22 protein-coding genes are annotated in these 22,489 nt (G+C 54.7%); 8 read left to right on the top strand and 14 right to left on the bottom strand.

What is annotated here, in order from left to right:
• Positions 1-17: 17 nt before the first annotated feature.
• Positions 18-1,238, bottom strand: coding sequence for an extracellular solute-binding protein (locus AABB92_RS12570; protein WP_031376366.1), 1,221 nt, complete (start codon positions 1,236-1,238; stop codon positions 18-20).
• A 323-nt stretch (positions 1,239-1,561) separates the two neighbouring features.
• On the opposite strand from AABB92_RS12570, the gene AABB92_RS12565 reads away from it, so the two are divergent.
• On the top strand, positions 1,562-2,680 hold the full coding sequence (locus AABB92_RS12565; protein WP_031376365.1) for an ABC transporter ATP-binding protein: 1,119 nt from the start codon (positions 1,562-1,564) through the stop codon (positions 2,678-2,680).
• Positions 2,681-2,853: 173 nt separating this feature from the next.
• Here the strand turns inward: AABB92_RS12565 and AABB92_RS12560 are convergent, their stop codons facing one another.
• Positions 2,854-3,579: a type 1 glutamine amidotransferase gene (locus tag AABB92_RS12560; protein ID WP_031376364.1), complete on the bottom strand. Its 726-nt coding sequence runs from the start codon at positions 3,577-3,579 to the stop codon at positions 2,854-2,856.
• A 215-nt stretch (positions 3,580-3,794) separates the two neighbouring features.
• Between AABB92_RS12560 and AABB92_RS12555 the strand changes: the two genes are divergently transcribed.
• Positions 3,795-4,568, top strand: coding sequence for an AraC family transcriptional regulator (locus AABB92_RS12555; RefSeq protein WP_031376363.1), 774 nt, complete (start codon positions 3,795-3,797; stop codon positions 4,566-4,568).
• A 165-nt stretch (positions 4,569-4,733) separates the two neighbouring features.
• Here the strand turns inward: AABB92_RS12555 and AABB92_RS12550 are convergent, their stop codons facing one another.
• From AABB92_RS12550 to AABB92_RS12540, 3 genes are all read right to left on the bottom strand, one after another.
• On the bottom strand, positions 4,734-5,279 hold the full coding sequence (locus AABB92_RS12550) for a hypothetical protein (RefSeq protein WP_046289477.1): 546 nt from the start codon (positions 5,277-5,279) through the stop codon (positions 4,734-4,736).
• Positions 5,276-5,821, bottom strand: coding sequence for a carbapenem self-resistance protein CarG family protein (locus AABB92_RS12545; RefSeq protein WP_052720660.1), 546 nt, complete (start codon positions 5,819-5,821; stop codon positions 5,276-5,278). Before AABB92_RS12545 ends, AABB92_RS12550 begins: the two co-directional genes overlap by 4 nt.
• A 156-nt stretch (positions 5,822-5,977) precedes the next feature.
• Entirely contained in the window at positions 5,978-6,871 is an 894-nt protein-coding gene (locus AABB92_RS12540; RefSeq protein ID WP_031376361.1) for a LysR substrate-binding domain-containing protein, read from the bottom strand.
• 37 nt (positions 6,872-6,908) lie between these two features.
• On the opposite strand from AABB92_RS12540, the gene AABB92_RS12535 reads away from it, so the two are divergent.
• Entirely contained in the window at positions 6,909-8,069 is a 1,161-nt protein-coding gene (locus tag AABB92_RS12535; RefSeq protein ID WP_238585869.1) for a zinc-dependent alcohol dehydrogenase family protein, read from the top strand.
• A gap of 194 nt (positions 8,070-8,263) precedes the next feature.
• Here the strand turns inward: AABB92_RS12535 and AABB92_RS12530 are convergent, their stop codons facing one another.
• The 3 genes from AABB92_RS12530 to AABB92_RS12520 form a co-directional block, all read right to left on the bottom strand.
• A complete protein-coding gene (locus tag AABB92_RS12530; protein ID WP_031376359.1) occupies positions 8,264-8,575 on the bottom strand; it encodes a cupin in 312 nt (103 codons plus the stop codon).
• A 247-nt stretch (positions 8,576-8,822) separates the two neighbouring features.
• On the bottom strand, positions 8,823-10,166 hold the full coding sequence (locus AABB92_RS12525) for an MFS transporter (protein WP_031376358.1): 1,344 nt from the start codon (positions 10,164-10,166) through the stop codon (positions 8,823-8,825).
• 452 nt (positions 10,167-10,618) lie between these two features.
• Positions 10,619-11,782 (bottom strand): mandelate racemase/muconate lactonizing enzyme family protein, encoded by a 1,164-nt coding sequence (locus AABB92_RS12520; RefSeq protein ID WP_031376357.1) that lies wholly within the window; start codon positions 11,780-11,782, stop codon positions 10,619-10,621.
• 182 nt (positions 11,783-11,964) lie between these two features.
• Here AABB92_RS12520 and AABB92_RS12515 point away from each other — a divergent pair, with 182 nt between their 5' ends.
• Both AABB92_RS12515 and AABB92_RS12510 read left to right on the top strand, forming a co-directional pair.
• Entirely contained in the window at positions 11,965-12,891 is a 927-nt protein-coding gene (locus AABB92_RS12515; RefSeq protein ID WP_046289479.1) for a LysR family transcriptional regulator, read from the top strand.
• Between the two features lie 126 nt (positions 12,892-13,017).
• The gene (locus tag AABB92_RS12510; RefSeq protein ID WP_031376355.1) at positions 13,018-13,752 is read left to right on the top strand and encodes a 2-phosphosulfolactate phosphatase; all 735 of its coding nucleotides are present in this window, start codon (positions 13,018-13,020) and stop codon (positions 13,750-13,752) included.
• 77 nt (positions 13,753-13,829) lie between these two features.
• Here AABB92_RS12510 and AABB92_RS12505 read toward each other — a convergent pair whose 3' ends face one another.
• From AABB92_RS12505 to AABB92_RS12490, 4 genes are all read right to left on the bottom strand, one after another.
• Positions 13,830-14,204, bottom strand: coding sequence for a metallophosphoesterase family protein (locus AABB92_RS12505; protein WP_342557945.1), 375 nt, complete (start codon positions 14,202-14,204; stop codon positions 13,830-13,832).
• Positions 14,205-14,251: 47 nt separating this feature from the next.
• Positions 14,252-14,563: a metallophosphoesterase gene (locus tag AABB92_RS12500; RefSeq protein WP_342557944.1), complete on the bottom strand. Its 312-nt coding sequence runs from the start codon at positions 14,561-14,563 to the stop codon at positions 14,252-14,254.
• Between the two features lie 289 nt (positions 14,564-14,852).
• On the bottom strand, positions 14,853-16,022 hold the full coding sequence (locus AABB92_RS12495; RefSeq protein WP_031376354.1) for an MFS transporter: 1,170 nt from the start codon (positions 16,020-16,022) through the stop codon (positions 14,853-14,855).
• 164 nt (positions 16,023-16,186) lie between these two features.
• Entirely contained in the window at positions 16,187-17,116 is a 930-nt protein-coding gene (locus tag AABB92_RS12490) for a LysR family transcriptional regulator (RefSeq protein ID WP_031376353.1), read from the bottom strand.
• Between the two features lie 170 nt (positions 17,117-17,286).
• Between AABB92_RS12490 and AABB92_RS12485 the strand changes: the two genes are divergently transcribed.
• Both AABB92_RS12485 and eptA read left to right on the top strand, forming a co-directional pair.
• Positions 17,287-17,811: a VOC family protein gene (locus AABB92_RS12485; protein WP_031376352.1), complete on the top strand. Its 525-nt coding sequence runs from the start codon at positions 17,287-17,289 to the stop codon at positions 17,809-17,811.
• Positions 17,812-18,349: 538 nt separating this feature from the next.
• Positions 18,350-19,990, top strand: coding sequence for a phosphoethanolamine transferase EptA (gene eptA, locus AABB92_RS12480; RefSeq protein ID WP_031376928.1), 1,641 nt, complete (start codon positions 18,350-18,352; stop codon positions 19,988-19,990).
• A 339-nt stretch (positions 19,991-20,329) separates the two neighbouring features.
• Here eptA and AABB92_RS12475 read toward each other — a convergent pair whose 3' ends face one another.
• The gene (locus AABB92_RS12475; protein ID WP_031376929.1) at positions 20,330-21,250 is read right to left on the bottom strand and encodes a LysR substrate-binding domain-containing protein; all 921 of its coding nucleotides are present in this window, start codon (positions 21,248-21,250) and stop codon (positions 20,330-20,332) included.
• 117 nt (positions 21,251-21,367) lie between these two features.
• Between AABB92_RS12475 and AABB92_RS12470 the strand changes: the two genes are divergently transcribed.
• Positions 21,368-22,090 (top strand): SDR family oxidoreductase, encoded by a 723-nt coding sequence (locus tag AABB92_RS12470; protein WP_046289481.1) that lies wholly within the window; start codon positions 21,368-21,370, stop codon positions 22,088-22,090.
• Between the two features lie 55 nt (positions 22,091-22,145).
• Here the strand turns inward: AABB92_RS12470 and AABB92_RS12465 are convergent, their stop codons facing one another.
• On the bottom strand, positions 22,146-22,373 hold the full coding sequence (locus tag AABB92_RS12465; RefSeq protein ID WP_031376931.1) for a hypothetical protein: 228 nt from the start codon (positions 22,371-22,373) through the stop codon (positions 22,146-22,148).
• Between the last annotated feature and the right edge of the window lie 116 nt (positions 22,374-22,489).

Here is a 22,489-nt window from a genome sequence, read left to right as displayed (position 1 = left end):
TATCGCCCGGCGCACCATTACTGGTTGCTGGCCTGCATCGCTTCGATCTGCATGATGATCTGCTTCACAGCATTATCCAGCGCGGCTTTCGGTGGCTGCTTGCCGGAAACGCTCAGCTCCAGCGCGGCATTTGCCGGCCCCCACACTTCCTGCATCTCCGGCACGCCTGGCATGGCCGAGGCGCGCGTTGCCTGCACCGCTACCGCGTTGGCTTTCTCATCATCTTTAATGATCGGATCGTTCATCAGCGCCGTGACCGGTGGGATTTCCTGGGTTTTCTGAAAACGCTCTTTCACGTACTGCGGCTGGTTGATAAAGGAGATGAATTTCTGCGCCAGCGCCTGATCTTTGCTCCAGGTTGAAACTACATACCCCTTCACGCCAAGAAACGAGCTCATCGGCTTGCCGTTGGGCAGCAGCGGCAACGGGGCTACGCCATAGTTAATACCCGCAGCCTGATACGGCTGAAACGCCCACGGACCGTTGATCACCGCTGCCGCTTTTTTCTCGGTAAACAGCGAGTCGATGGCATTCAGCCCGTTGTCGCCCATGATCCCGCCCGGCAGCAGCCCTTCGCTGAAGAAACGCGTCAGGTAAGTCACCGCTTCAACGCTGCCGGTGGTGTTCAGCCCGACATCCTGGGTATTGAGTGTCCCATCGCTATTCTTGCCAAAGATATAGGCGCCCATCGGTGCCATTACGCCCCAGCTGTAGTAAATCTGGTCAAACTTCGCCAGCAGGCCATACTGCTTCGCCGCACGCTGCTTTTGCGAGAAGGCACGATATTCATCCAGCGTTTTCAGCGGTGACGGCAGCAGATCTTTGTTGTAAATCAGCACCAGCGTCTCAACCGCTTTCGGCACGCCATAAACCACCTTGTTCTGGGTAAAGGCAGCCATCGCCGATGGGGTGTAGGCGCTCTGCTCAGCCGCATCAATTTTCAGCGGGGCCAGCAGCCCCTGTACGACGGCGCTGCCTAGCTGATCGTTGGGAATGACCAGCACGTCCGGGCCGATGCCCGCCGGACCGTCCAGACGCAGCTTCTCAATCTGCTGAGCAAACGGCATCTCCTGCACCTTTACCTCTACGTCGTACTGCTTTTGAAAATCGGCGATCGCGGTTTTGATTCCGTCCGATTTCTTAATATCTTCCCAGATCGTAAGTTGCTGAGCGGCCCAGGCGGATTGATTAAGCATCAATGCTGACAGGAGTAGCGTAACGCTGATTTTGATTTTCATTTCTGGCCTCATGTGAAGGTATGACATTTTAAGCTGTCATTCGCTGAAATTTTTTCGCTAACGCCTGCAGAGTCCTGACTAAACGGGCAGGTATATTCTGGATAACGTATCGCACAGGTGGCCTACGCTACGCGGAACACCGACGCCGCTCCAGCCTGTTAGCACCAATGTGTGATCGGTATTACAGAAATCAAAAACAGCGGTAGGGCGCGCTTCGCTGCAACGTTATAGTCAACACAGGCACCATCAGGGCTGACGTGAAAATCAACCAACTGTTATACGTCGTACATTTTAACAGCCATACCCTTGCCATGAGGATCAGCATGTCCAGCATCAGATTGAGAAACGTCACCAAACGCTTTGGTAAAACAGAAACGCTGAAAAACATCACGCTTGATATTGAGGCCGGTGAGTTTGCTGTCTTCGTCGGTCCGTCCGGCTGCGGTAAATCCACGCTGTTACGGCTGATTGCCGGGCTGGAAGAGATCAGTGACGGTGAGATTTCGATTGGCGATGAGGTGGTGAATGACATTGCGCCTTCGCATCGCGGTGTGGCGATGGTGTTTCAGTCCTATGCGCTCTATCCGCATATGACCGTGGCGGAGAACATCGGCTACGGCCTGAAAGTTAACGGCCTGCCGAAAGCGCAGATTCAGCATCAGGTGGAGATGGTGGCGAAAACGTTGCAGCTGTCTCACCTGCTCGATCGTAAACCTAAGCAGCTGTCGGGTGGACAGCGTCAACGTGTGGCTATCGGCCGGGCGATTGTGCGTAACCCGCGGGTGTTTATGTTCGATGAACCGCTGTCGAACCTCGATGCCGAACTGCGTGTCGATATGCGACTGCACATCGCCAGGCTGCATCAGGAACTGAAAACCACCATGGTTTATGTGACGCACGACCAGACCGAGGCGATGACGCTAGCCGATAAGATTGTGGTGATGAACTACGGCAAGGTGGAACAGGTCGGGTCGCCGATGGCGCTCTATTACAATCCGATCAACCGCTTTGTGGCTGGCTTTATCGGCTCGCCGAAAATGAATTTTCTGCCAGCACGCGTTGAGCAATGCGGCCCCGGCGGCCTGATCGCGGTGGTTAACGATGGCGAACACCGGCTGCACCTTCCCTCCCCGGTGCGCCAGCTTCAGCCAGGCGATGACATCACGCTGGGCATCAGACCGGAACAGCTACAGATTAATGGCGATGGTCCGCTCAACATTAATTTTCATTGTGAAGTGGTTGAACGACTCGGGAACAATACCTGTCTGTTTGGTCAGAGCCACGGCTACGACGGCTTCAAAATGCTGCTGCCTGGCGATGTCCACTTCCGTCCCTACCAGACGCTGCGGCCAACCTTCCAGCCGCACCACTGCATGGTGTTTGATGCGCAGGGCGAGCGCATCAGCGCGGATATCGCGATGCCGCAGGTCCGCGCCGCCTGATTGGCTGGCTGCCGCGATGTGCGCTGACCGCCCATCGTCGCTGCCAGGGTGCGCGCCACAGCGTTAGAGGCCGGCGGAGTTTTTACGCTCCCGGCTGCATCGTTATTCGTTGCGGGGCGTAACCGCCGCATTACCCTAAAAAAGCCCGGAGATGGCGTCCACCGGGCGTGCTGTTACGCGTTGGATGCGTGGTAACGGGCTTCAAGCTTATCGAGAAAACAGAACAGTACCTCGTTCATTTGCCGGTAATCTTCGGCACGCAGCTGCTCCGCCGTGCTGACGAAGCGATAGTCGGCTGCGCGGCTCAGATCGTTTTCAGAATGTGCGATAAGCCGTTCCACCAGCTCGCGCGTCAGTTCCATGTGGCACTGGAATCCGTACACCAAATCGGAATAAGCGACAATCTGACGTGGGCAACCAACACTGCTGGCAATGATTTCAGCCTGCGCCGTCAGGCCTGGCATATCGTTATGCCAGTGCCCTACCTCGAGCGTAGTGGCAAAATCTGAGAACAATGCATGCTGGCAGCCCGCTTCGGTCAGGGTGATCGGGAACTTACCGATCTCTTTTTCCGGGCTGTGAGCAAATGGCGCGCCAAGCGCTTCGCCAATCAACTGTGAGCCGAGGCAGACGCCGATCACCGCTTTGCCAGCGCGGACCGCAGCGGCAATGACCGCCTGCTCACCTTTCGAATCAAAATGAGCACACTCTTCAACCGTCACCGCCGGGTCCTGCGGTCCCCCCATCACAATCAGCAAATCGATCGCTTCAGCATCTGCTGGTAAAGGTTCACCGGCGTACACACGGGAAAAGGTGACGTGATGGCCACGACGGCTGGCCCAGGTTTCATAGGCTCCCGGCGCTTCAAAATCTTCATGTACGATAAAATGAACGCGCAATTCTGCTCTCTCCAGACAATAAAAATCAGGCTTACTCAGTACGGCGAGGTTGTCATCGCACGGCATATCACCCGGCTGACGCTGCCGCCTCTTTGCAGATCAGGTCTATCCGATTTAGGATGGCGGCAGAGAATACCGCTGCCGAACCAGCCGGTGAAGTCCGGGTCCGGCAGCGGTAAGTGGAGGTCATCATAAAGGGTGCAGCTGAATCTGAAATGCCAAACAAAATAGCTAAAGCGCCAAAACACGATGAGGCAATCGGCTGGTCAGGACTTGCCCTCCGTTACGAGCGAGGAGACGTTGATCCCCCTCATTACCATATTGAAGGCCAGCTGCTGTTTGCCACGCGTGGGGTGATGCTGGTTGAAACCGGAGATAATCGCTGGGTGATCCCGCCGCAGCGCGCGCTCTGGCTTCCGCCGTTACAGCAACACAGCTATACATTGTTATCCCAGACTGAATTGCGCACGCTCTACTTCAGCAGCAGCCTGATTGCGGCGTGTCCGAACTTTACAAAAAGCGGCCTTGTGCACGTGATAGCGGCGACCCCGCTGGTGAAAGAACTGATAGCCGGGTTATTCAGTGATGCGTATCAGGGGCCAAGTCACCGGACGATGGCGCTGCTGCTGATGGAGATTCTCAGTGAAACGACCGATCTGTCAACGGAACTTCCGATGCCACGTGACGAGCGTCTTTGCCGGGCGGCTAACGCGTTGATTGTGTCCCAGCGTTGGGAGGCATCCTTAAGCGAACTGGCGGATATTGCCACGCTGTCGGAACGCACCTTTTCCCGCCTGTTTATCCGCGATACCGGCTTTAGCTTTCGCCACTGGAAACAGCGGGCCAGGATCTGTGCTTCATTAGATCTGCTCTCGCAGGGGATTCCGATCAAGCAGGTCGCCTGGCAACTGGGCTTTTCCTGCCCGGCTGCTTTTGCTGCTGCTTTCCGCGCTATTCTGGGCGCGACCCCGCGTGAGTACCTGCTATAGCGTTCAGCCTGAAGGCGACGGCTGAAAACAGAACTGAGGCTGAATCGGTCAAACTACACCCGCATTCGCCGTGAAAACACCGGCAGCAACACCCGTTTTATGCCGCTGCTGTCGTCTGGCCGGGTTACAGGTAAAAGTTTAAAACCGACACATCAGGTTCGGTCGCTAATACAGCAGATCACGCTGTTCCGGTTCGCCAACAAGCCGGAGATGGCCCTGCCTGTCATGCGTAAATTGAGCCTGATAACGTACCTTATCCACTCCCATCACCAGATTATCAACATCCGTATTGGCAACACGTACTGACTTATTTTTCGCCCAGTCGGGGAGCGCCTGAATATAATAAGTAAAAGTCACGTCAATAAGGTCGGGGTTATTTTTCGAGACACTGTTGATCGATCTTACGCGCATCCTGCCATAGCATAAATCATGATTTTTAGTGAATGACGCCTGGCCGTAAGCGGTGAGCGACCAGATTTTCTTGCCGGTTTTTATCCGGGAAGTAACCAGTCCCGCATCATCAAGCGCCTCCATTTTTGCATTAATCCAGCTATCGCTGCCTGCTGTGATTGCAACCGGCCACTGCGTTTCACCAAGACAAAGCGGCTGTTGATTCAGTGATTGCTGTATCAGCTCACGATATAACTTTTCATCACTTGCCTGACTGCAAAGTGGCAGCAGCAAAACCCCGATTGCCGTCCTGTATTTCATCGGAACTTTTCCATCTCCAGATGCTGAAAGGCTTCATCAACGTCATCAAAATTCTGTTCAGTGAGGTAAAGTCCTGCTGACTCCCAGTAAAATACCGACGTTCCCGGATCGCTGCGATTTTCCTCTAATCTGAATCGTGAAAATTTTACCGGGGATTTATCGGTAAGGTCACCGCCGCCCTCGGCATATTTGACCGCCCTGATAAGATAAATTTTGTCTTTATCGCGATGGAGTTCAATTCCCCCGACCTTGAGTGCTGAGGCTGACAGTTTTAAGTCTGTCCAGGTAAAGCCCTCGTCATCCGGGACCGGCACGATAAACCAGTTTTCGCCCTGTCTGATAAAGATGCTAAGGGTTTCACTGGGATGTGAGGTGTTATTGTCATAGGTGGCGGAAAAAACAGCGTCTGCTATGCCATCGCTATTTAAATCGATGCTGTTCAGACCGCTATTCAGATCAATGCGGGTATTGACCTGTGATAAAGCCGGAAGGCTTATCAAAACCGCCGATAAGATGATAAAAGTCCGTCTCAGTGTGATCATGTACTTATCCGTATGAAGTCCGTGTCCAGTAACGCCAGACCTGCGCTGCACGTGGCACTGCCTGCCCGGTTGTCCCGCTTGATGAAACTGCTGCAGGCCACTTTGCGTCCGCTGAGTGAGTCAGCATATTACCGCTAGCGGTAAGTAAATTCGCTATTAACGTTGATGACGCTGATTGAATAACTCAGAGAGCCAGTCAATGAATACCCTGACTTTAGGCGGCAGGTAGCGTCGGTCAGGGTAGAGAATAGAAACCGGCTTTGTCACCGTTGCGTAATCCGCTAACACCTCCGTCAGCCTGCCGGCTGCGATGTAAGGCTCTAACGCCGTACGCAGTGCCTGGAGCATACCGAGACCTGCCAGGCCACAGGATAACAACACATCTGAATTGTTAACCCGCAGACTGTCTGGCGGACGCCGTGAAACCACTTCACCGTTAACCACAAATTTCCAGTCCTGGACATCGCGGCTGTGTTCACTAAAAAAATGCACCGCCTTATGATCGGCAAGATCATCCGGCGTCATAGGGGTGCCATAAGTTTTCAGATAGGACGGCGCTGCACAGGTCACCATCTGCAGGTCGCCGATACGCCGCGAAATAAAATTTGAATCCGCAAGTTCACCGAGGCGAATGACACAGTCAACGCCTTCGGTAATCAGATCGGTCAGACGATCTGAAGCCGTTAAGACAATGGTGATCTGCGGATATAAAGCCTGAAAATCCGCCAGCCTGGGTATCAGGATGCTGTGCGTCAGGGCCAGCGGAGCATCTATGCGAAGCTCGCCATGCGGCGGCTGACTGGGTGAATAAGAGGCCATCATTTCGCCGACATCGGTCAGGAGCGCTTTGGCACGCAGATAAATTTCCTCTCCTTCGGCCGTCACACTCAGACTGCGCGTGGTGCGATGCAGCAGTTTGATGCCCAGCGTATCCTCCAGTTGCTTCACCGACTTGCTGACCGCAGGACGATGTAACTGCAGAGCGTCAGCGGCGCGGGTAAAGCTGCGCAGCTCAACCACCTGAACAAAAATCTCCATCAACTCAAGCATGTTCGGGCGCACTTGTTTTTAACTCCGCTGCAATCTTATGACCAAAATTGTGATAGTGCGGAGTATAACCCATCCGGATTGTTTCTCCTGCAGTAACACTGAAGGTCTTTTTGTTGGCTTTTTAGCCGCAATCGCTTTGCCTATTATTGCCCTCTCTGTTACAGACACACAGGAAATGACGGCAATGAAAGCATGGTTATTAAAAGATTTTGGTCTTGAAAACTTAAAACCCGAAGAGGTTGAGACGCCTGCTCCGGGTCCGGGTGAGCTGCTGATAAAAGTAGGGGCGGTTTCGCTGAACTTCAGGGACAAGGCCATCGTGGAGGGTTTTTATGAACCACATCTGGTTCCTCAAAACCTGATCCCGGTCTCTGATGCGACCGGAACCGTGGTGGCAACCGGTGAAGGGGTAACCCGTTTCAGCATCGGCGATCGCGTTAACTCACATCTTTATTCCCGCTGGCTGGATGGCGAACCGGCTGCCGATGAACCGGCCTGGTGTATTGGCATGCCGTTACCCGGTGGCCTGGCCGAATATATGATTCTTCATCAGGACAGCGCCGTGAAAGCGCCAGACAACATGACCGATGAGGAAGCCTCTACCCTTCCTATTGCCGCCCTGACGGCATGGTACTCACTGATGGATATTGGCAACCTGCAGCCCGGACAAACCGTTCTGGTACAGGGAACCGGCGGCGTTTCGGTTTTTGCTGCTCAGATAGCGCATGCCTACGGCGCTCGTGTGATTGCAACATCCAGCAACGACGCCAACCTCGATCGGATTAAAGCGCTCGGGGCGGATGAGGGAATTAACTATAAAAAATATCCTCAATGGGAAAGCAAAGTGCTGGAACTGACCGAGGGTAAGGGTGCTGACGTAACGGTGGAAGTCGCCGGCGGCAACGGCATCAACCAGTCGATTGCGGCGACCAAAGTGGCCGGAACGATAGCTCAGGTCGGGTTTCTGACAGGTCAGGCGGCGCAGCTGGATTTGATGCCGTTAATTTTTCGCCAGACGACAATCCGTGGCATTGCGGTTGCCCCCCGCTCCTCGTTTGATCGGATGAATTCCTTCCTGAACAAACATAATATCAAGCCGGTTATTGAACAGGTTTACCGCTTCAACGAGGCAGTAGAGGCTTTTGAGCATCTCTCGCGTGGTGCTTTTGGCAAAATCGTTATCAAAGTGGCTGACTGATAACCAGGCCGGGCGAGAATCTGGCAGTTTTACTGGCTGCCAGATTCAGTCGCACGCCTCAGGGTTAAACTCTGGTAACCGTGTCTGATCGCTCAACAGCTAACCTGTTGCACAACGGTTGTGAGAACCTGTGACAGCCCGCTTAATGCCCGCAGCGGACAGGAACAATAACGCGCGCGTGAAGATAAACCGGACTAGATAGAATCTTCTTTTTCAATAACCAGCACGCGCGCTTCGCCTTGTGGATGGGCAACATGCTCGGTGCCTTCGCTGGCATAAAAAATATCTCCGGCGTTCATTTGCCTGCTTTTAACTTCACCGTTTTCTTTGTAGAACATCTCAACACAACCCGCCATAACCGCAAAAACTTCCTGCCCGTCATTGATATGCCACTGGTAAGGTTGATCGGTCCAGTGCAGTTTGACGCTGATCTTATCGAAGCTGGCAATAGGTTGAGCATCCCAGGCTTTTGCAGCGGTAAATTCCTTACTGCGATAAAAATTCATCTTCTCTCCTTCGGCAGCACTGTTTGAATGGCGTCAGCCCAATGAATACCAAACGGGATTGAATAATTCTATCTTCTGCAGCGATCCTGTCCCGATCTGGCCGCCATCGGTCCGCTTTCGCCTGATGCAGCTGTCCCGACCGACGCGTCGGGAAGGCAGCCACTATCCTGATGCCGGGCTGGCTACAGGCCTGGCCCGGCCCGGTCCGGAAATGTTAAGAAAGCAGCTTGCCGCTGACCCGGCGGAGTTATTTATGGGCTGACAGCGAGTGGCTACGGTTAGCCCGGAAAGCTGGCTTCATATCCCAGGCGTTTTCGTTTCGCCCCACCGCCATGGCGAAAAGCACACCACCGATGATCGAAAACAGTCCCAGCACCGCCCAGGCAAGCGTCATATCGGTTCCGCCAGCCAGATGCTTCAGATAACCTGCCACCAGCGGCCCGCCGAACTGGCCAATAAAATTGCTGCAGCCACCGACAAAGGCCACCGCCGGTACTGCCTTTTTGGTCGGCAGAATTTCGGTCAGACGCACGTAGACCAGCGGTACCAGCATTTTCATCGTGAGCCCGACAAACATAAACAGCATGATCTGCAGCCAGTAGAGTGAGCCGGGCACAAAGGCCGCTGCGGCCAGCGCGATGCCGCACAGCACGGTAGGAATGGCGGCGTGAAGACGGCGTTCCTGATTAAATTTGTCCGATCGCCGGGTTATGTACCAGATGCCAGCCATGGTCATCAGAAACGGTAAGCCGCTGATAAATCCCACCATAAATTCGCTGAGCGTGCCGTATCCCTTGAGCGCCGTAGGCAGCCACAGGGTAAATCCGTAGGCCAGCATGCTATGCAGAGAATAACCAATCAGCATCAACCAGAGCGCCGGAATGCGCAGTATGGTCCACCAGGGGTCCGATTTTTCCTTCACGTAGTGAGCCTGTTCGGATGCCAGATCGGCCTGAATCACGTCCTGCTCCTCCTGACTCAGCCAGCGGGCGGACTGAATATTTTTGGGGATGCGATAGAACCAGAGGATGCAGAACAGCCATGCCGGTGCGCCCTCAATCACCATCATCATTCGCCAGTCATGATGTGCCAGGATCCAGCCTGAAATCGGCCCGGCAAGAAAGGCACCGGCTCCCAGGCTGAGGTTCCAGATACCAAAGGCCCGGCCACGTTCACGCTTCATAAACCACTGTGCGAGAAACATCGCTGTCGCCGCCTGAATCGGTCCCTCCGCCAGCCCGAGGAAAAAGCGCACCGCAATCAGTTCTGTTAAGTTTCGCGTCAGGCCGGTTGCCATGGCACATGCTCCGAACAGAAACAGGCTTAGTCCGATGACGCGTCGGGAGCCAAAACGCAGTGCCAGCCAGCCCGCCGTAAACTGCGTTGCTACGTAGCCCCAGGCGAATGCGCCACCAAGCCAGCCCGCCTCGACCGGCGTGAGTTTCAGCTCAGCAACAATATGCGGCAGCGCCATGCCGATATTGACGCGGTCAAAAAAGGAGATGGTATACATAATAAAAACGGCGGGTAATATTATCGTCCAGCGTTTTTTTCCGATCGGCATATTACCGTTGAATACATTGTCATTCATATTCGCTTCCTCGTCTGGAACAGGTGTAGGGGGAGGAAATACTGAATTCAGATCCGTTTAAATATCAGCCAGCTATTAGTTATTATTTTTTCGTTGCGACGACAAAATAGATCCGTCGCCTTTTTTTGAATGTCGATGATATGAGAACACCGCAATTCAGCCATCACGGTGCGTGGCGCGAACGGCCTGTCCGCCATGCTGCGCTGAAGCGGTTGGGGAAGAAAAATTCACCCGCGGTTGAATACCTTTGTTGCAGCGGTGATTAACGGCGACGGGCAGCAGATCATGCCCGCCAGCGGGTCAGTGATTCGGCTGCGGCTTTCCCGATAATGCAGGGAATACCGCAGCGCGGACGGTGTTGTCGGGTCAGGTGACCTGATTGTTTCAGACGTACTTCCCGCTTCGCCTGCCGGCAAAACCAGCAGGCGTTATATCATCAGGTAAGCCGCAACTTATTCCGCCAGCGCACGCATCTCTTTAATCAAATCCGATTTACCTTCAAAGCCGATACCCGGCAGCTCTGGCATGATGATGTGCCCCGCTTCGACCTTCACCGAGTCCGGGAAACCACCGTAGGGCTGGAACAGATCCGGATAGCTTTCGTTGCCTCCCAGACCGAGACCCGCAGCGATATTGAGAGACATCTGATGTCCGCCGTGCGGGATACAGCGCGACGGTGACCAGCCAAACTGTTTCAGCACCTCGAGGGTGCGCAGATATTCAACCAGGCCATAAGAGAGCGCGCAGTCAAACTGGAGATAGTCGCGATCCGGACGCATTCCGCCGTAGCGCAGCAAATTGCGGGCATCCTGATGAGAGAACAGGTTTTCACCGGTCGCCATCGGACCTGGATAGAATTCCGACAGCGCGGCCTGCAAAGAATAATCCAGCGGATCGCCCACCTCTTCGTACCAGAAGAGCGGATATTCACGCAGCATTTTGGCGTAGGCGATGCCGGTTTCCAGATCGAAACGACCATTAGCATCCACCGCAAGGCGCCCTTCACTGCCGATCTCGTCCAGAACGGCTTCAATCCGTCGGCGGTCTTCATCAATTGAGGCACCGCCGATCTTCATTTTCACCACGTTGTAGCCACGGTTGAGATAGCCGCGCATTTCCTGACGCAGTGCACTCAGGTCTTTACCGGGATAGTAATAGCCACCCGCTGCGTAGACAAACACCCGCGGATTAGCCTCGACGCCTTTCATTTCGGCCAGCAGACGGAAAAGCGGCTTGTTGGCAATTTTCGCGGTCGCATCCCAGATCGCCATGTCCAGCGTGCCGACCGCAACAGAACGCTCGCCGTGGCCGCCTGGCTTCTCGTTGCTCATCATGATGTCCCAGATCTTATGCGGATCCAGATTGTCGCCACCGGCATTCAGCAGGCTGGCCGGTTCGGCTTCCAGAATACGATTGCGGAAACGTTCACGGATCAGACCACCCTGACCATAACGGCCGTTCGAGTTAAAGCCGTATCCCACTACCCGGCGTCCGTCTACCTCAACATCCGTCACCACCGCGACCAGGCTCGCCGTCATTTTGCTGAAGTCGATGTACGCGTTACGAATGGGGGAAGCAATAGGTTTGGTTATTTCTACAACATCGAGGATACGCATGTTTTCTCCGGCAGTTTTCAGTCAAATACGATTACGCTTAAGTCCCTGCGGCCTGCGCTGGCTCATGCCGGTTGTTTATGGGCATAATGCAGTAACGTGATTTTCAGGGGCCTCAGTATGGGGTCTGAATTCATCCTAAGCAGTAACCGGGCTTCGTTCTAATGCCAAAGAGGCAGGCTGTAATGCAAAACAGGCATCACTTAGAGTTAGCATGGCTTGAAGACTGCGTTGCGCTGGCGCAGACGCTCAATTTCTCACGCGCAGCGGCTTCACGATATGTGACACAGCCTGCATTCAGTCGCAGAATTGTTTCGCTGGAAGAGTGGCTGGGCACGCCGCTTTTTGAGAGGAATCGGCGTGGGGTCAGCCTGACGCGTGCCGGAGAGATCTTTGTCGGGCAAATCCCCGACCTGATTCGCGCACTCTATACCCTGAGAAGTGAAGCTATCGACGCGGCAGGCGAAGCCAGACCGGACGTGATCTTTTCCGCCACCCACTCGTTGTCGTTTTCCTTTTTCCCGATGCTGATGCGGAATAATGAGAAAATTGCCCGCTTTGGCTCATTCCGGCTGCTCTCTGATACCCTGAGTGCCTGCGAGCGAATGATCGAAAAAGGCGACGCGCAGTTTCTGCTCTGTTATTACCATCCGCATATGCACATCAATCTCGACCAGTCGAAATATCTCAGCGTCCGGCTTGGACGGGAAACCTTACTGCCGTATTCAAAGTGCGATCCTGATACCCGACAGCCACTCTGGCAGGCATCAGGCGGGAAAAAGTTTCCTTTCCTGGCGTATTCAGCCGAGTCCGGACTCGGCAGGATCCTGTCAAATACATCCCAGGTTAACCGTGCCAGACGTGGGATGGAGTTCGCTTTTACCGCCGATCTTGCGGCAACGCTGCTGGCGATGGTCAGAGCCGGCGATGGCATCGCCTGGCTGCCGGAAACGCTGGCCGCCCCGGACGTTGAGGCTGGCAGGATCAGCCTTGCTGCCGCTGAAGACAGCGCCCTCTGGATACCGATCGACATCCGGCTTTTTCGGCCAGCCGCGAGAATGTCCCGCGCGGTAGAGGCGCTATGGGAAATCTTTGTCGATGACCAGATTTAGTCAGCACAGCGACCCGCTGATTGAGGCGCGAACAGGCAGAGCAGACAAAGGATCTGGCGGTCGGTAGAGGCGGATAACGGTGGGATGATAGAGTCCGCTGAACGGTAAGCTAACTGAGAAAAGATAATGGAAGCGTTCAGCCAGCAGCGATTCGGAGTTCGTCTTGAGTGGGGCTTGTCTGCCGTCGATTACTTAGCCGCGGAAGCGGACTGCATTGTGGTTATCGATGTAATGTCATTTTCAACCTGCGTCAGCCTGGCGGTCGATAATGGCGCGCGCATTTATCCCTATCCGTGGAAAGACCCATCCGCTTGCCAGTATGCGATGAAAATCGGCGCAAAGGCAGCCAGTCCGGAACGACGATTCAGCGGTGAAGGTTACAGCCTGTCGCCGGTTTCGATTCAACACATTCGTGAAGGCGAAAGTCTGGTGCTGCCGTCCCCTAACGGTTCGGCTATTTCGTTCAGGGCGCGGGAGAGCGGAAAGCCGGTTTTCACCGGCTGTTTACGGAATATCTCAGCAACTGCAAATGCCTGCCGCCGTTTTAAGCGTGTTCTGATAATCCCTTGCGGCGAGCGGTGGCCTGACGGTAGCCTTCGTCCCGCTGTTGAAGATTACGCCGCAGCAGGCGGCATTATCGCTGCGCTGGGACACCGGGATTGCTCACCCGAAGCTCAGGCGGCGGTTGCTGTCTGGCAAAGTTATCTGCAACAGGATCTGCTGCCTCTTCGTGAATGTGCTTCTGCGCTTGAACTGCAACAGCGCGGGTTTGATGCGGATGTTGCGCTCTGTCTGGCAGTTGATGCGGCTAAACGAGCATGCCAGCTGTATGGCGATTTTTATGCGCCAGCGCTGGAATGAGAGACCGGTTGATCAGCCGGTAACTTCTCTTCTTTCTCCGGCGCTTTGCCTGTCAACGCCGGGTTTTAATCTGCCGGTCACACACAGACATGATGGCTGGTAAGTCGATTGTTGACATAGCGATGAATCATTAAGGCAGGCGGTTCAGCTACCGGGGGAATGTTTTCTGTTCCGAACCACACAGGATTGGCCGGGCAGACGGAGCCACAGATATAAGCTGGAATACCGGCAAACGTGCCCGCTACTGGCCGGTGGACATGCCCTGTAGCAATCGCCAGCAGCCTGGCCGGTGCGTTTTTAATCAGCGTTTCCAGCGAATCTATTCCTCTGCACATCGATTCATCCAGGGTCGGGATGCCAGATTCAACGACGTGGTGATGCATAAACAGCAGCGCGGGTGAATTCCCCGCATAGTTGAGTTGTTTATCCAGCCATTCCAGATGCCCGTTCACGCTGCCATAATCCTGACCAGCAACGGTTGAATCCAGCCCTATTAATCTCAGCCCTCCAGCTTGATGATAAAGTGCAAAGCTTGCGTCAGCGTATCAGATCTTCCCACACTTCCCCATCTCATGGCCATCAGATGGCGATCGTCGGAGTTTCCCGGCAGGACGAGTGAAGGATAATTCTGCCGTTCCAGCCGTTCAGCGATCTGTTTATCGCCTTCGCACCACCCGCCGTCTGTCAGGTCACCGGTAAGCACTAATATGTCCGGTTGCAGATGAGCCAGCCATGTCAGCACCTGTTCAAATCGCTGGAGATGATCATTTTCAGATGAGGCATGAATATCCGAAACCTGAGCTATCAGCATAACGTCCTTAATGGTTTTGATCGGATGGTTTTCACGGAGGTTAACGGATCATCCGGTAGCGTGGCTCTGCTGGCGATGGCTTTCTATTGTTATCCAGTTAAGCAGATACTGCGCAAAATTCAGCAGCCTGTTTTCAGCGTAAAGCGGAATAAATGGCACAGCAGAGACCTGCTACAGCCGCACCTGAGGTAAACGCGATATCTGTTTGTCACCCATACCCCGCCCCACGCAATAAAGATCTCTTCTGGCCAGTAAGCCAATCGGGTTGATTGCCCACCGGCCAGCAACATTAATGTTGCCCGACAGCCTGACCGGTTTTATCGGTCAGGCCGGATAATACCGCCAGTATCAGCGCAATCACGGATAACACTGCACCCGCCCAGTTTGGTGACTGCAGACCGAATCCGGCAGCAATCACTGCGCCACCCAGCCAGGCACCAACCGCATTGCCGAGATTGAACAGGCCGATGTTAACCGCGGCCGCCAGCGTGGGTGCGCCTGCCGCCCGCGCTTTGTCCATCACCCGCTTCTGGATAGGTGAAACGGTGGCGAATCCGAAGGCCGCCATCAGGAATATACAGATTGCCGACATCACCTGGCTGTGGCTGGTGAAATTAAACACCATCAGCACGATGGCCTGAGCAGCCAGCGTAACGTAAAGCATCGGCATCAGCGCCCGGTCAGCATAGCGGCCACCCAACTGATTACCGACAAACAGACCAAGTCCGAACAGCAGCATCAGCCAGGTCAGGCTGCTCTCACGGTATCCCGCCAGCTCCGTCATCATCGGTGCGATGTAGGTTATGGAGGTAAAAAACGCGCCCGGTCCGAAGACGGTAATGCCCATCGCGAGCAGCACGTTAACGTTTCTGAAGGCATTAAACTCATGGGCAAAGTTGTGGTTCTCTGGTCGCGGCTGATGCGGGATCAACCGGGCAATGCCGATCACCGTAATGATGCCGATCACTGCAATCGCCATAAAGGCCTTCCGCCACGAGAGGTGCTGACCAATCCAGGTGCCGACCGGTACACCAATAAGGTTTGCCACGGTTAAGCCCATAAACATAAAGGCAATGGCTCTTACGCGCTTCGACGGTGGCACACTATCAGCCGCAATAATTGAACCGATGCCAAAGAATGCACCGTGCGTCATCGAGGTGATAATTCTGCCCAGAATCGCTACGCCCAGCGTCGGAGCAAAAGCCGTTACCAGATTGCCAGCCACAAACAGCCCCATCAGGAAGACCAGCATCGCTTTACGCGGGACTTTTGAGCCGAAAATAATCAGCGCTGGCGCACCCACAAATACGCCCAGCGCGTAGGAGGTAGCCAGATAGCCGGCAACCGGAATCGTGACGTTAAAATCGGCGGCAATAACGGGCAAAAGGCCAGCAATGATGAATTCAGTGGTACCAATACCGAATGCACCGATCGCCAGCGCCCAGAGAGCAAATGGCATAACACCTATCCTGTCAGTAAAATTCACGTTTGAGCCGACCGGCGAAACGCTGGCTCCGGGTGAGGAAGCCAGTCAGATAGCGCAGGAGCAGCGGGACGGTCAGAATATAAGTTTGCCAAAAGTTGATAAACAGCCCTGAAATCGCCTGAGCGTCGACAAAAATTCTACCTCAGGTCGCCGAAAACCCCTTCACCCGCTTTTTTAAGCAGCTCATCGACGATAATGCGGACCTTAGGTATCAGGTGCCGGGTGCGGGGCCATACGACATTCAGCTCAACCGGGGCCGGCATATGATCGGCCATAACCGCCACCAGATTGCCTGCCGCAATATGGCTGTTCACCATCGCTTCCGGAAACTGCGCCACTCCAGCGCCGCCGAGGCAGGCCAGCAGCATTGCATCGCCGTCACTGATCTGGTGTGCGTTTCCCGATACGTATTTTATTTCCCGTTCTCCGGCAGGACGCAACCGCCAGGCAAGCGGGGCGCCCCGCCGGAATCCCATGATGCAGCAGTGTTTTTTCAGTGAGTCACTGTCGGTGGGCGTGCCATGCTGCCTGAGATAATCGGGCGACGCGCACAGTATCAGACGCTGACGGCTCAGACGACGGGCGATCAGCTCATCGGTGCTTTGCAGTTCACCCAGCCGCAAAACCAGATCAACGCCCTCCTCCACCGGATCAATCAGCCGGTCATTAAAGGTCAGCGCCAGCCGCAGCGCCGGATAACGGCTAATCAGATCAAGCAGCACCGGCATCATCAGGTTGCGGCCAAAAGATGCCGGCATGTCGATACGCACCGTGCCTGCCGGATTGTCCTGACGTCGGCTGAGGCTGTTCTCCGCCGAGTCCATAATCTCCAGCGCTGACAGACAGCTTGCCAGATAGGCTTCGCCGTCACTGGTCAGGCTCAGTTTGCGGGTCGAACGGTGAAACAAGCGCGTTCCCAGCCGCTCCTCAAGCCTTGCCACGCTTTTACCGACCGCGGATTTAGTAATGCCCAGCTGCTCAGCGGCTTCGGTAAAGCTGCTCGATTTTGCCGTAATGACAAAGTGAGTAATGCCCCGCAGCGACTCTGCGGTGAAAAAGGTAGACATAAAGTTGACTCAGTGGCGACTTACAGGCGGTTTATCGATGTTTAATTCTATACCAGGCTTATCTCCATCGGTAAATAAATCCCCGGCGCTGGCCGCCATCACAGCCAGGCCGGACTGATTGACCCCTCTGCACGCTGTTTCAACACTTAATCACATCACAGGAGAAAATTATGTCTGTCGGGACTATTCGCGGTATGGACCATGTCGGTATCACCGTGTCTGATATTGATCAAGCGACCCGTTTCTTTGCGGATGCGTTTGGCGCTGAAGTGATTTACGACTCGGTTTCACCCTCTGATGAGGACGTGAAAGGCGAAGAGACGGAAAGTATTCTCAACCTGTTTCCCGGCACCCGCATCACCACGGTCAGGATGATGACGCTGAAGCACGGACCGGGACTTGAGCTATTCGAAATGAAAGGACCGGAACAGAATCAGCCGGTGCGTCCCAGCGACTATGGGTTACAGCATTTCGCGGTGTACGTTGATGATATTAACCAGGCTATCAGCCTGTTCGAAGCGGCCGGCGGCAAAATGTTTACCGCACCTCAGCCGCTGATGTTTCCGACCGAAACCGGCGAAAATAACCTCTTCTGCTATGGCCGCACACCCTGGGGCAGCGTGATTGAACTGATCTCACTGCCATCAAAATTGCCGTATGAAGATCAGACCTCCCTGCGCCGCTGGAAACCCTGACCCTATCGGGTGCGCCTGCCAGGGCGCACCCGCCCCGCTGAACTGCCCGCTTTTCACCCGCTTGCCCGTGACCTGTTGCGCGAGGGTTTGCGCCGCCCGTTCCGCCTGTAAATTCACCGCCCTTTGCTGTGATCCCGCATCCTGTCGCCCGCGGTTGCTCGCGAATCCCCGTAATCAGGTGCTAGCGAAGCGGCTGTTTTTCTGAGCAAATCCCCTGCCCTGGCGAATAATGCGACAGACCTGCCAGTCAATCGAACTATAGCGTGACGCACATCACATATCCGTTCAGTAAACCCAGATAATAGCGGCGTTTAGTTTAGATTTACTTAACTTTTACTTACGGTAACTTATACTTTTCGAGGCAACTGTGATGCAGATTTTGTTAAGCAACTACCTGTTTTATTAAGCGATGCGGGTAAGCGTTTTATTTAACTTTTGTCGCCAGGGTTCACAGCCTCAGAATTTTAGTTAACGAATGTTAATAAAATGATGGCTGAATATTTACCGGTCAGTCTTTCTCAGGTGACGGAATACCTTTATGTCTCAACTGCACTTCAGTAAGCCCGTTTTGCACCGCGTTACTTATATTGTGTTGTTCTCGTTTTACATCTCATTTTTTCTCAATCTCCCGTTCTATCGGCAGGCGCTGGATTTAGTTCCGCTGAACAGCGTCGGCAATATTCTGTTCTTCCTCAGCATGCCGCTGGTGGCGTTCAGCGTGATTAATATCGTGGTCACCCTCGCCTCCTTTCTCTGGCTGGACAGGATAACCATCGCGCTGTTTATTATCGCCGCAGCCACGGCGCAGTATTTTATTCAGCACTACGGCATCGTGCTCGACCGATCGATGATCACTAACATCGTGGATACCACCCCGGCCGAGAGCATGGCGCTGTTCACGCCGAAAATGTTAGCGGTGTTGTTTCTCACCGGCTTTGTGATGGCTGCACTGGCTTTCTGGCCGCGATTTAAAAGGACGCTGCCGCGCTGGAAAAGCCTGGTCGCCCGCGGGATCAACGTCGCAGCTTCGCTGGTGATGATCGCGCTGGTGGCGATGCTGTTCTACAAAGATTACGCTTCGCTGATCCGCAATAATCATGAGCTGGTCAAGGCCCTGAGTCCGGCGAATTTCATCGCTGCCTCGCTCTCATACTATCGACATCATCATCAGGCTGACCTGCCGCTGGTGAAAATAGGCGAAGATGCGCATCAGCTTCCGCAGATGCTGGACGGTCCGAAGCGCAATCTGACGATTCTGGTGGTGGGCGAAACCTCACGCGCCGCAAACTTTTCGCTGGGCGGTTATGGGCGGCCGACCAATCCGCTGCTGGCTGACGATGAGGTGGTCTATTTTCCTGACTTCACCTCGTGCGGCACCTCAACGGCGGTTTCGGTCCCCTGCATGTTTTCGAACATGCCGCGCGCACATTATGATGATGCGCTGGCCAGCCATCAGGAAGGAGTGCTGGATATTATCCAGCGGGCGGGCCTGAGCGTTTTATGGCACGAAAACGATGCGGGATGTAAGGGCGCCTGCGACCGGGTTCCGAATCAGGATGTAAATGCCCTGAACCTGCCCGGCATGTGCATTAAAGGTGAGTGTTACGATGAGGTGCTTTTTCATGGGTTGGAAGCGTATATCGAAAAGCTGCAGGGCAATGGCGTAATCGTCCTGCATACCATCGGCAGTCACGGGCCGACTTACAGTCACCGTTATCCGCCGGCGTTTCGCAAATTCACCCCGACCTGTGAAACCAAACAGATTCAGGAGTGCTCGCAGCAGCAGCTGGTCAACACCTATGACAACACCATTTTGTACGCTGACTATATCGTCGATAAAGCGATTGAGTTGCTGAAGGCGCATCAGGATCGGTTCACCACCAGCCTGGTGTATCTCTCTGATCACGGCGAGTCGCTGGGCGAAAACGGAGTCTACCTGCACGGCCTGCCCTATACGATTGCGCCTGCCGTGCAGACCCGGGTGCCGATGCTGATCTGGCTGTCGCCTGACTTCCAGCAGCGTTACGCGGTGGACCGGTACTGCCTGAGCCAGCAGGCGACAGCGCATGCCTACTCTCAGGACAACCTGTTTTCTACCCTGTTGGGGATCACCGGCGTACAGACGCGCGAGTACGTCGCCGCCGACGATATGCTGGCGGCGTGCCGCAAAACAGGTTGATAAGGCTCATTGCATCGGGCTCTGTTTCACCGAGGTGGTAACAGTCAGACCGCGTTTCACTGAGCATATCGATGATGACCTGCTCGGTTTGCTCACCGCTTGCGATCCATGCCAGCGGTCATTCCGCTATCGCCGTGCCGGGAACCCGTCACGCTGCGGTGACCGCTGAAGGGATGCCGGGAACACGCCCTCAGCGGACTGACACTTATCATCGTGACGGATAGTCGAGGCGGTGGAGTGCATCCTGGTCGGTTTGAATCCCTCATCGCGCAACCGGTGTAGCGCCGTAAACCTGCCCCACTGTTCCCCTCCCGTCGCTGAATACCCTGGCTGAACCCGTTATTCGCCAGCTTTGCGCTGGCATAGCGAGACAAGGGTTTCCCGCAGCCAGCGATGCGCCGGGTCGGCGTGCAGCCGGGGATGCCAGATAGCTGAGATTTTGATGGCGGGCGTGACCACCGGTAATGCAAATTCGGCCAGCCCGGCGCGCTGTGGACTGGCGGGCAACCATCCCAGCGCCGATAAAGGGACCAGTCCGATAAGATCGGTCTGGCGTACGATGTTAATGGCGTTGGCGAAGCCGGGAACAACCATCAGGATCTGGCGCTGTAAGCCCTCGCCCGCCAGCGCAGCATCTACCGGACCATAGATTTTATTTTCCCTTGATACCACCACGTGCGGATAACTGGCATAACGTTCAGCCGTTACGCCGGGTGCCTGAAGCAGCGGATGTTGGCTGCGACAGATGCCCACAAAGCGATCGGTGAATAAGGTGCGGGTCATCAGTTCAGGTGCATCGGTACCCAGCACGCCAATCTCCAGATCAACCGCTCCCTCGCGTAACGGCCGGGCATCTTTGTCGCTTTTGGTGACAAAATGCAGGCGGACGCGCGGGGCCGTCTTCAGCAATTGATGAATCAGTGAATCGGCGATCAGATCGATAAATCCTTCGTTGGCCTTGAGGGTAAAGCTGCGCTCAAGCGTGGCGAGATCTAACACCTGCCGGGTCGGTTGCAGGATGGCGTAAGCGCTGCGGGCGATCTCCGCTACCCGCTCAGTCAGTCCCTCGGCATACGGAGTCAGCACTAACTGACGTCCCGCCTGGACCAGCAACCGATCGCCGGTGACAGCGCGCAATCGGGTCAGATTGCGGCTCATTGCCGAGACGCTCAGGCCCATCCGCTGGGCCGCATGCGTGACGCTGCGCTCGGCCAGCAACGCATCCAGCGCCTTTAGCAAATTCAGATCGATATCCTGCATTTCAATGACCCCGCCAGTTTGCATTTGATGCAACCGAGTGTTGCATACTACGCGTCTGGTGCAATCCTCAAATGTCGGTAAGCTCAGGTTTGGTTCATCAAATCCGGAGTGATTACTATGGCTGACACAACGTTGCCGTCTGCGACACCGCATATCCTGCTGATTGGCGCCTCACGAGGCATCGGCCTGGCGATGGCTGAAGAATTCCTCCGACGTGACTGGCAGGTCACGGCCACCATCCGAGCCGCCCGCTCCCCTGCGCTCGATAATCTGTCTGAGCACTATCCGCACCGGCTGACAATCGAGCAGCTGGATATAACCGATCGGACTCAGCTGGCTGATTTACATACCCGGCTGGCGGATAAGCATTTCGATGTGTTGTTTATCAATGCCGGCAGCGCCAATCGCAATCAGGATGACACTATCGCTGAGGTGAGTAGCGAAGAATTTGCCCAGCTGATGATAACCAACGCACTGTCGCCAATGCGTACCATTGAGGCGCTGCAGGATCGGGTAACCGCCCAGGGCCTGATCGGCATTATGTCGTCTGGTCAGGGCAGTATTGCTAATAACACCAAAGGCGGGAAAGAGGTCTATCGCGGTACCAAAGCCGCGTTGAATCAGTACATGCGGAGCTATGCAGCCCGCGCAGCTGAAGTGCATCCGGCTCGATCTTTGCTGCTGCTGGCACCCGGCTGGATTCGAACGGAGCTGGGAGGAGACAATGCCGCATTCAGTCTTGAAGAAACCGTTCCGGACATCGTCGATACTCTCGTCTCAAGACTCGGCAAACCCGGCCTGCAGTTCTTAGACCGCTTTGGCAAAGTGGTTGCGTGGTGATCGATTTATGGATCACCTGAGCGCAGAAAAGCAGCGCACGGATCTAAAACGCGGGTCAGGTAATCAGGTATTTGATGGTGATCCACAGCAGATATATCCCTAAGATAATCTGCACAATCCGGCTGCCCCATCGGGTAAAACGCCAGGCATGGCGTTCGCTGGCATCAGCCGCGGCGATCGTCGGGTTGGGATTGATTTTTCTTTGCTGCGGCCTGAACTCCAGCCAGAGCAAAATAATTGTGGCTATTGCGACAAACGCTTTCAGAAGCACTGAGTCGTTCATGCGTGATGTCCTGCGGAAAAGGGAGGGTCATCAGTAACATAACTGAACCGCAAGCATGTCGTATAGCGGCGTTTTCGGGAGTCAGGGTAATTTTTTGTCATCAGGAAGACAAGAAA

It is taken from the genome of Pantoea brenneri (assembly GCF_038594305.1).
Taxonomy (GTDB): domain Bacteria; phylum Pseudomonadota; class Gammaproteobacteria; order Enterobacterales; family Enterobacteriaceae; genus Pantoea; species Pantoea brenneri.
Note: the sequence above shows the minus strand (reverse complement) of the source record. Positions and strands in the feature narration are given on the sequence as shown.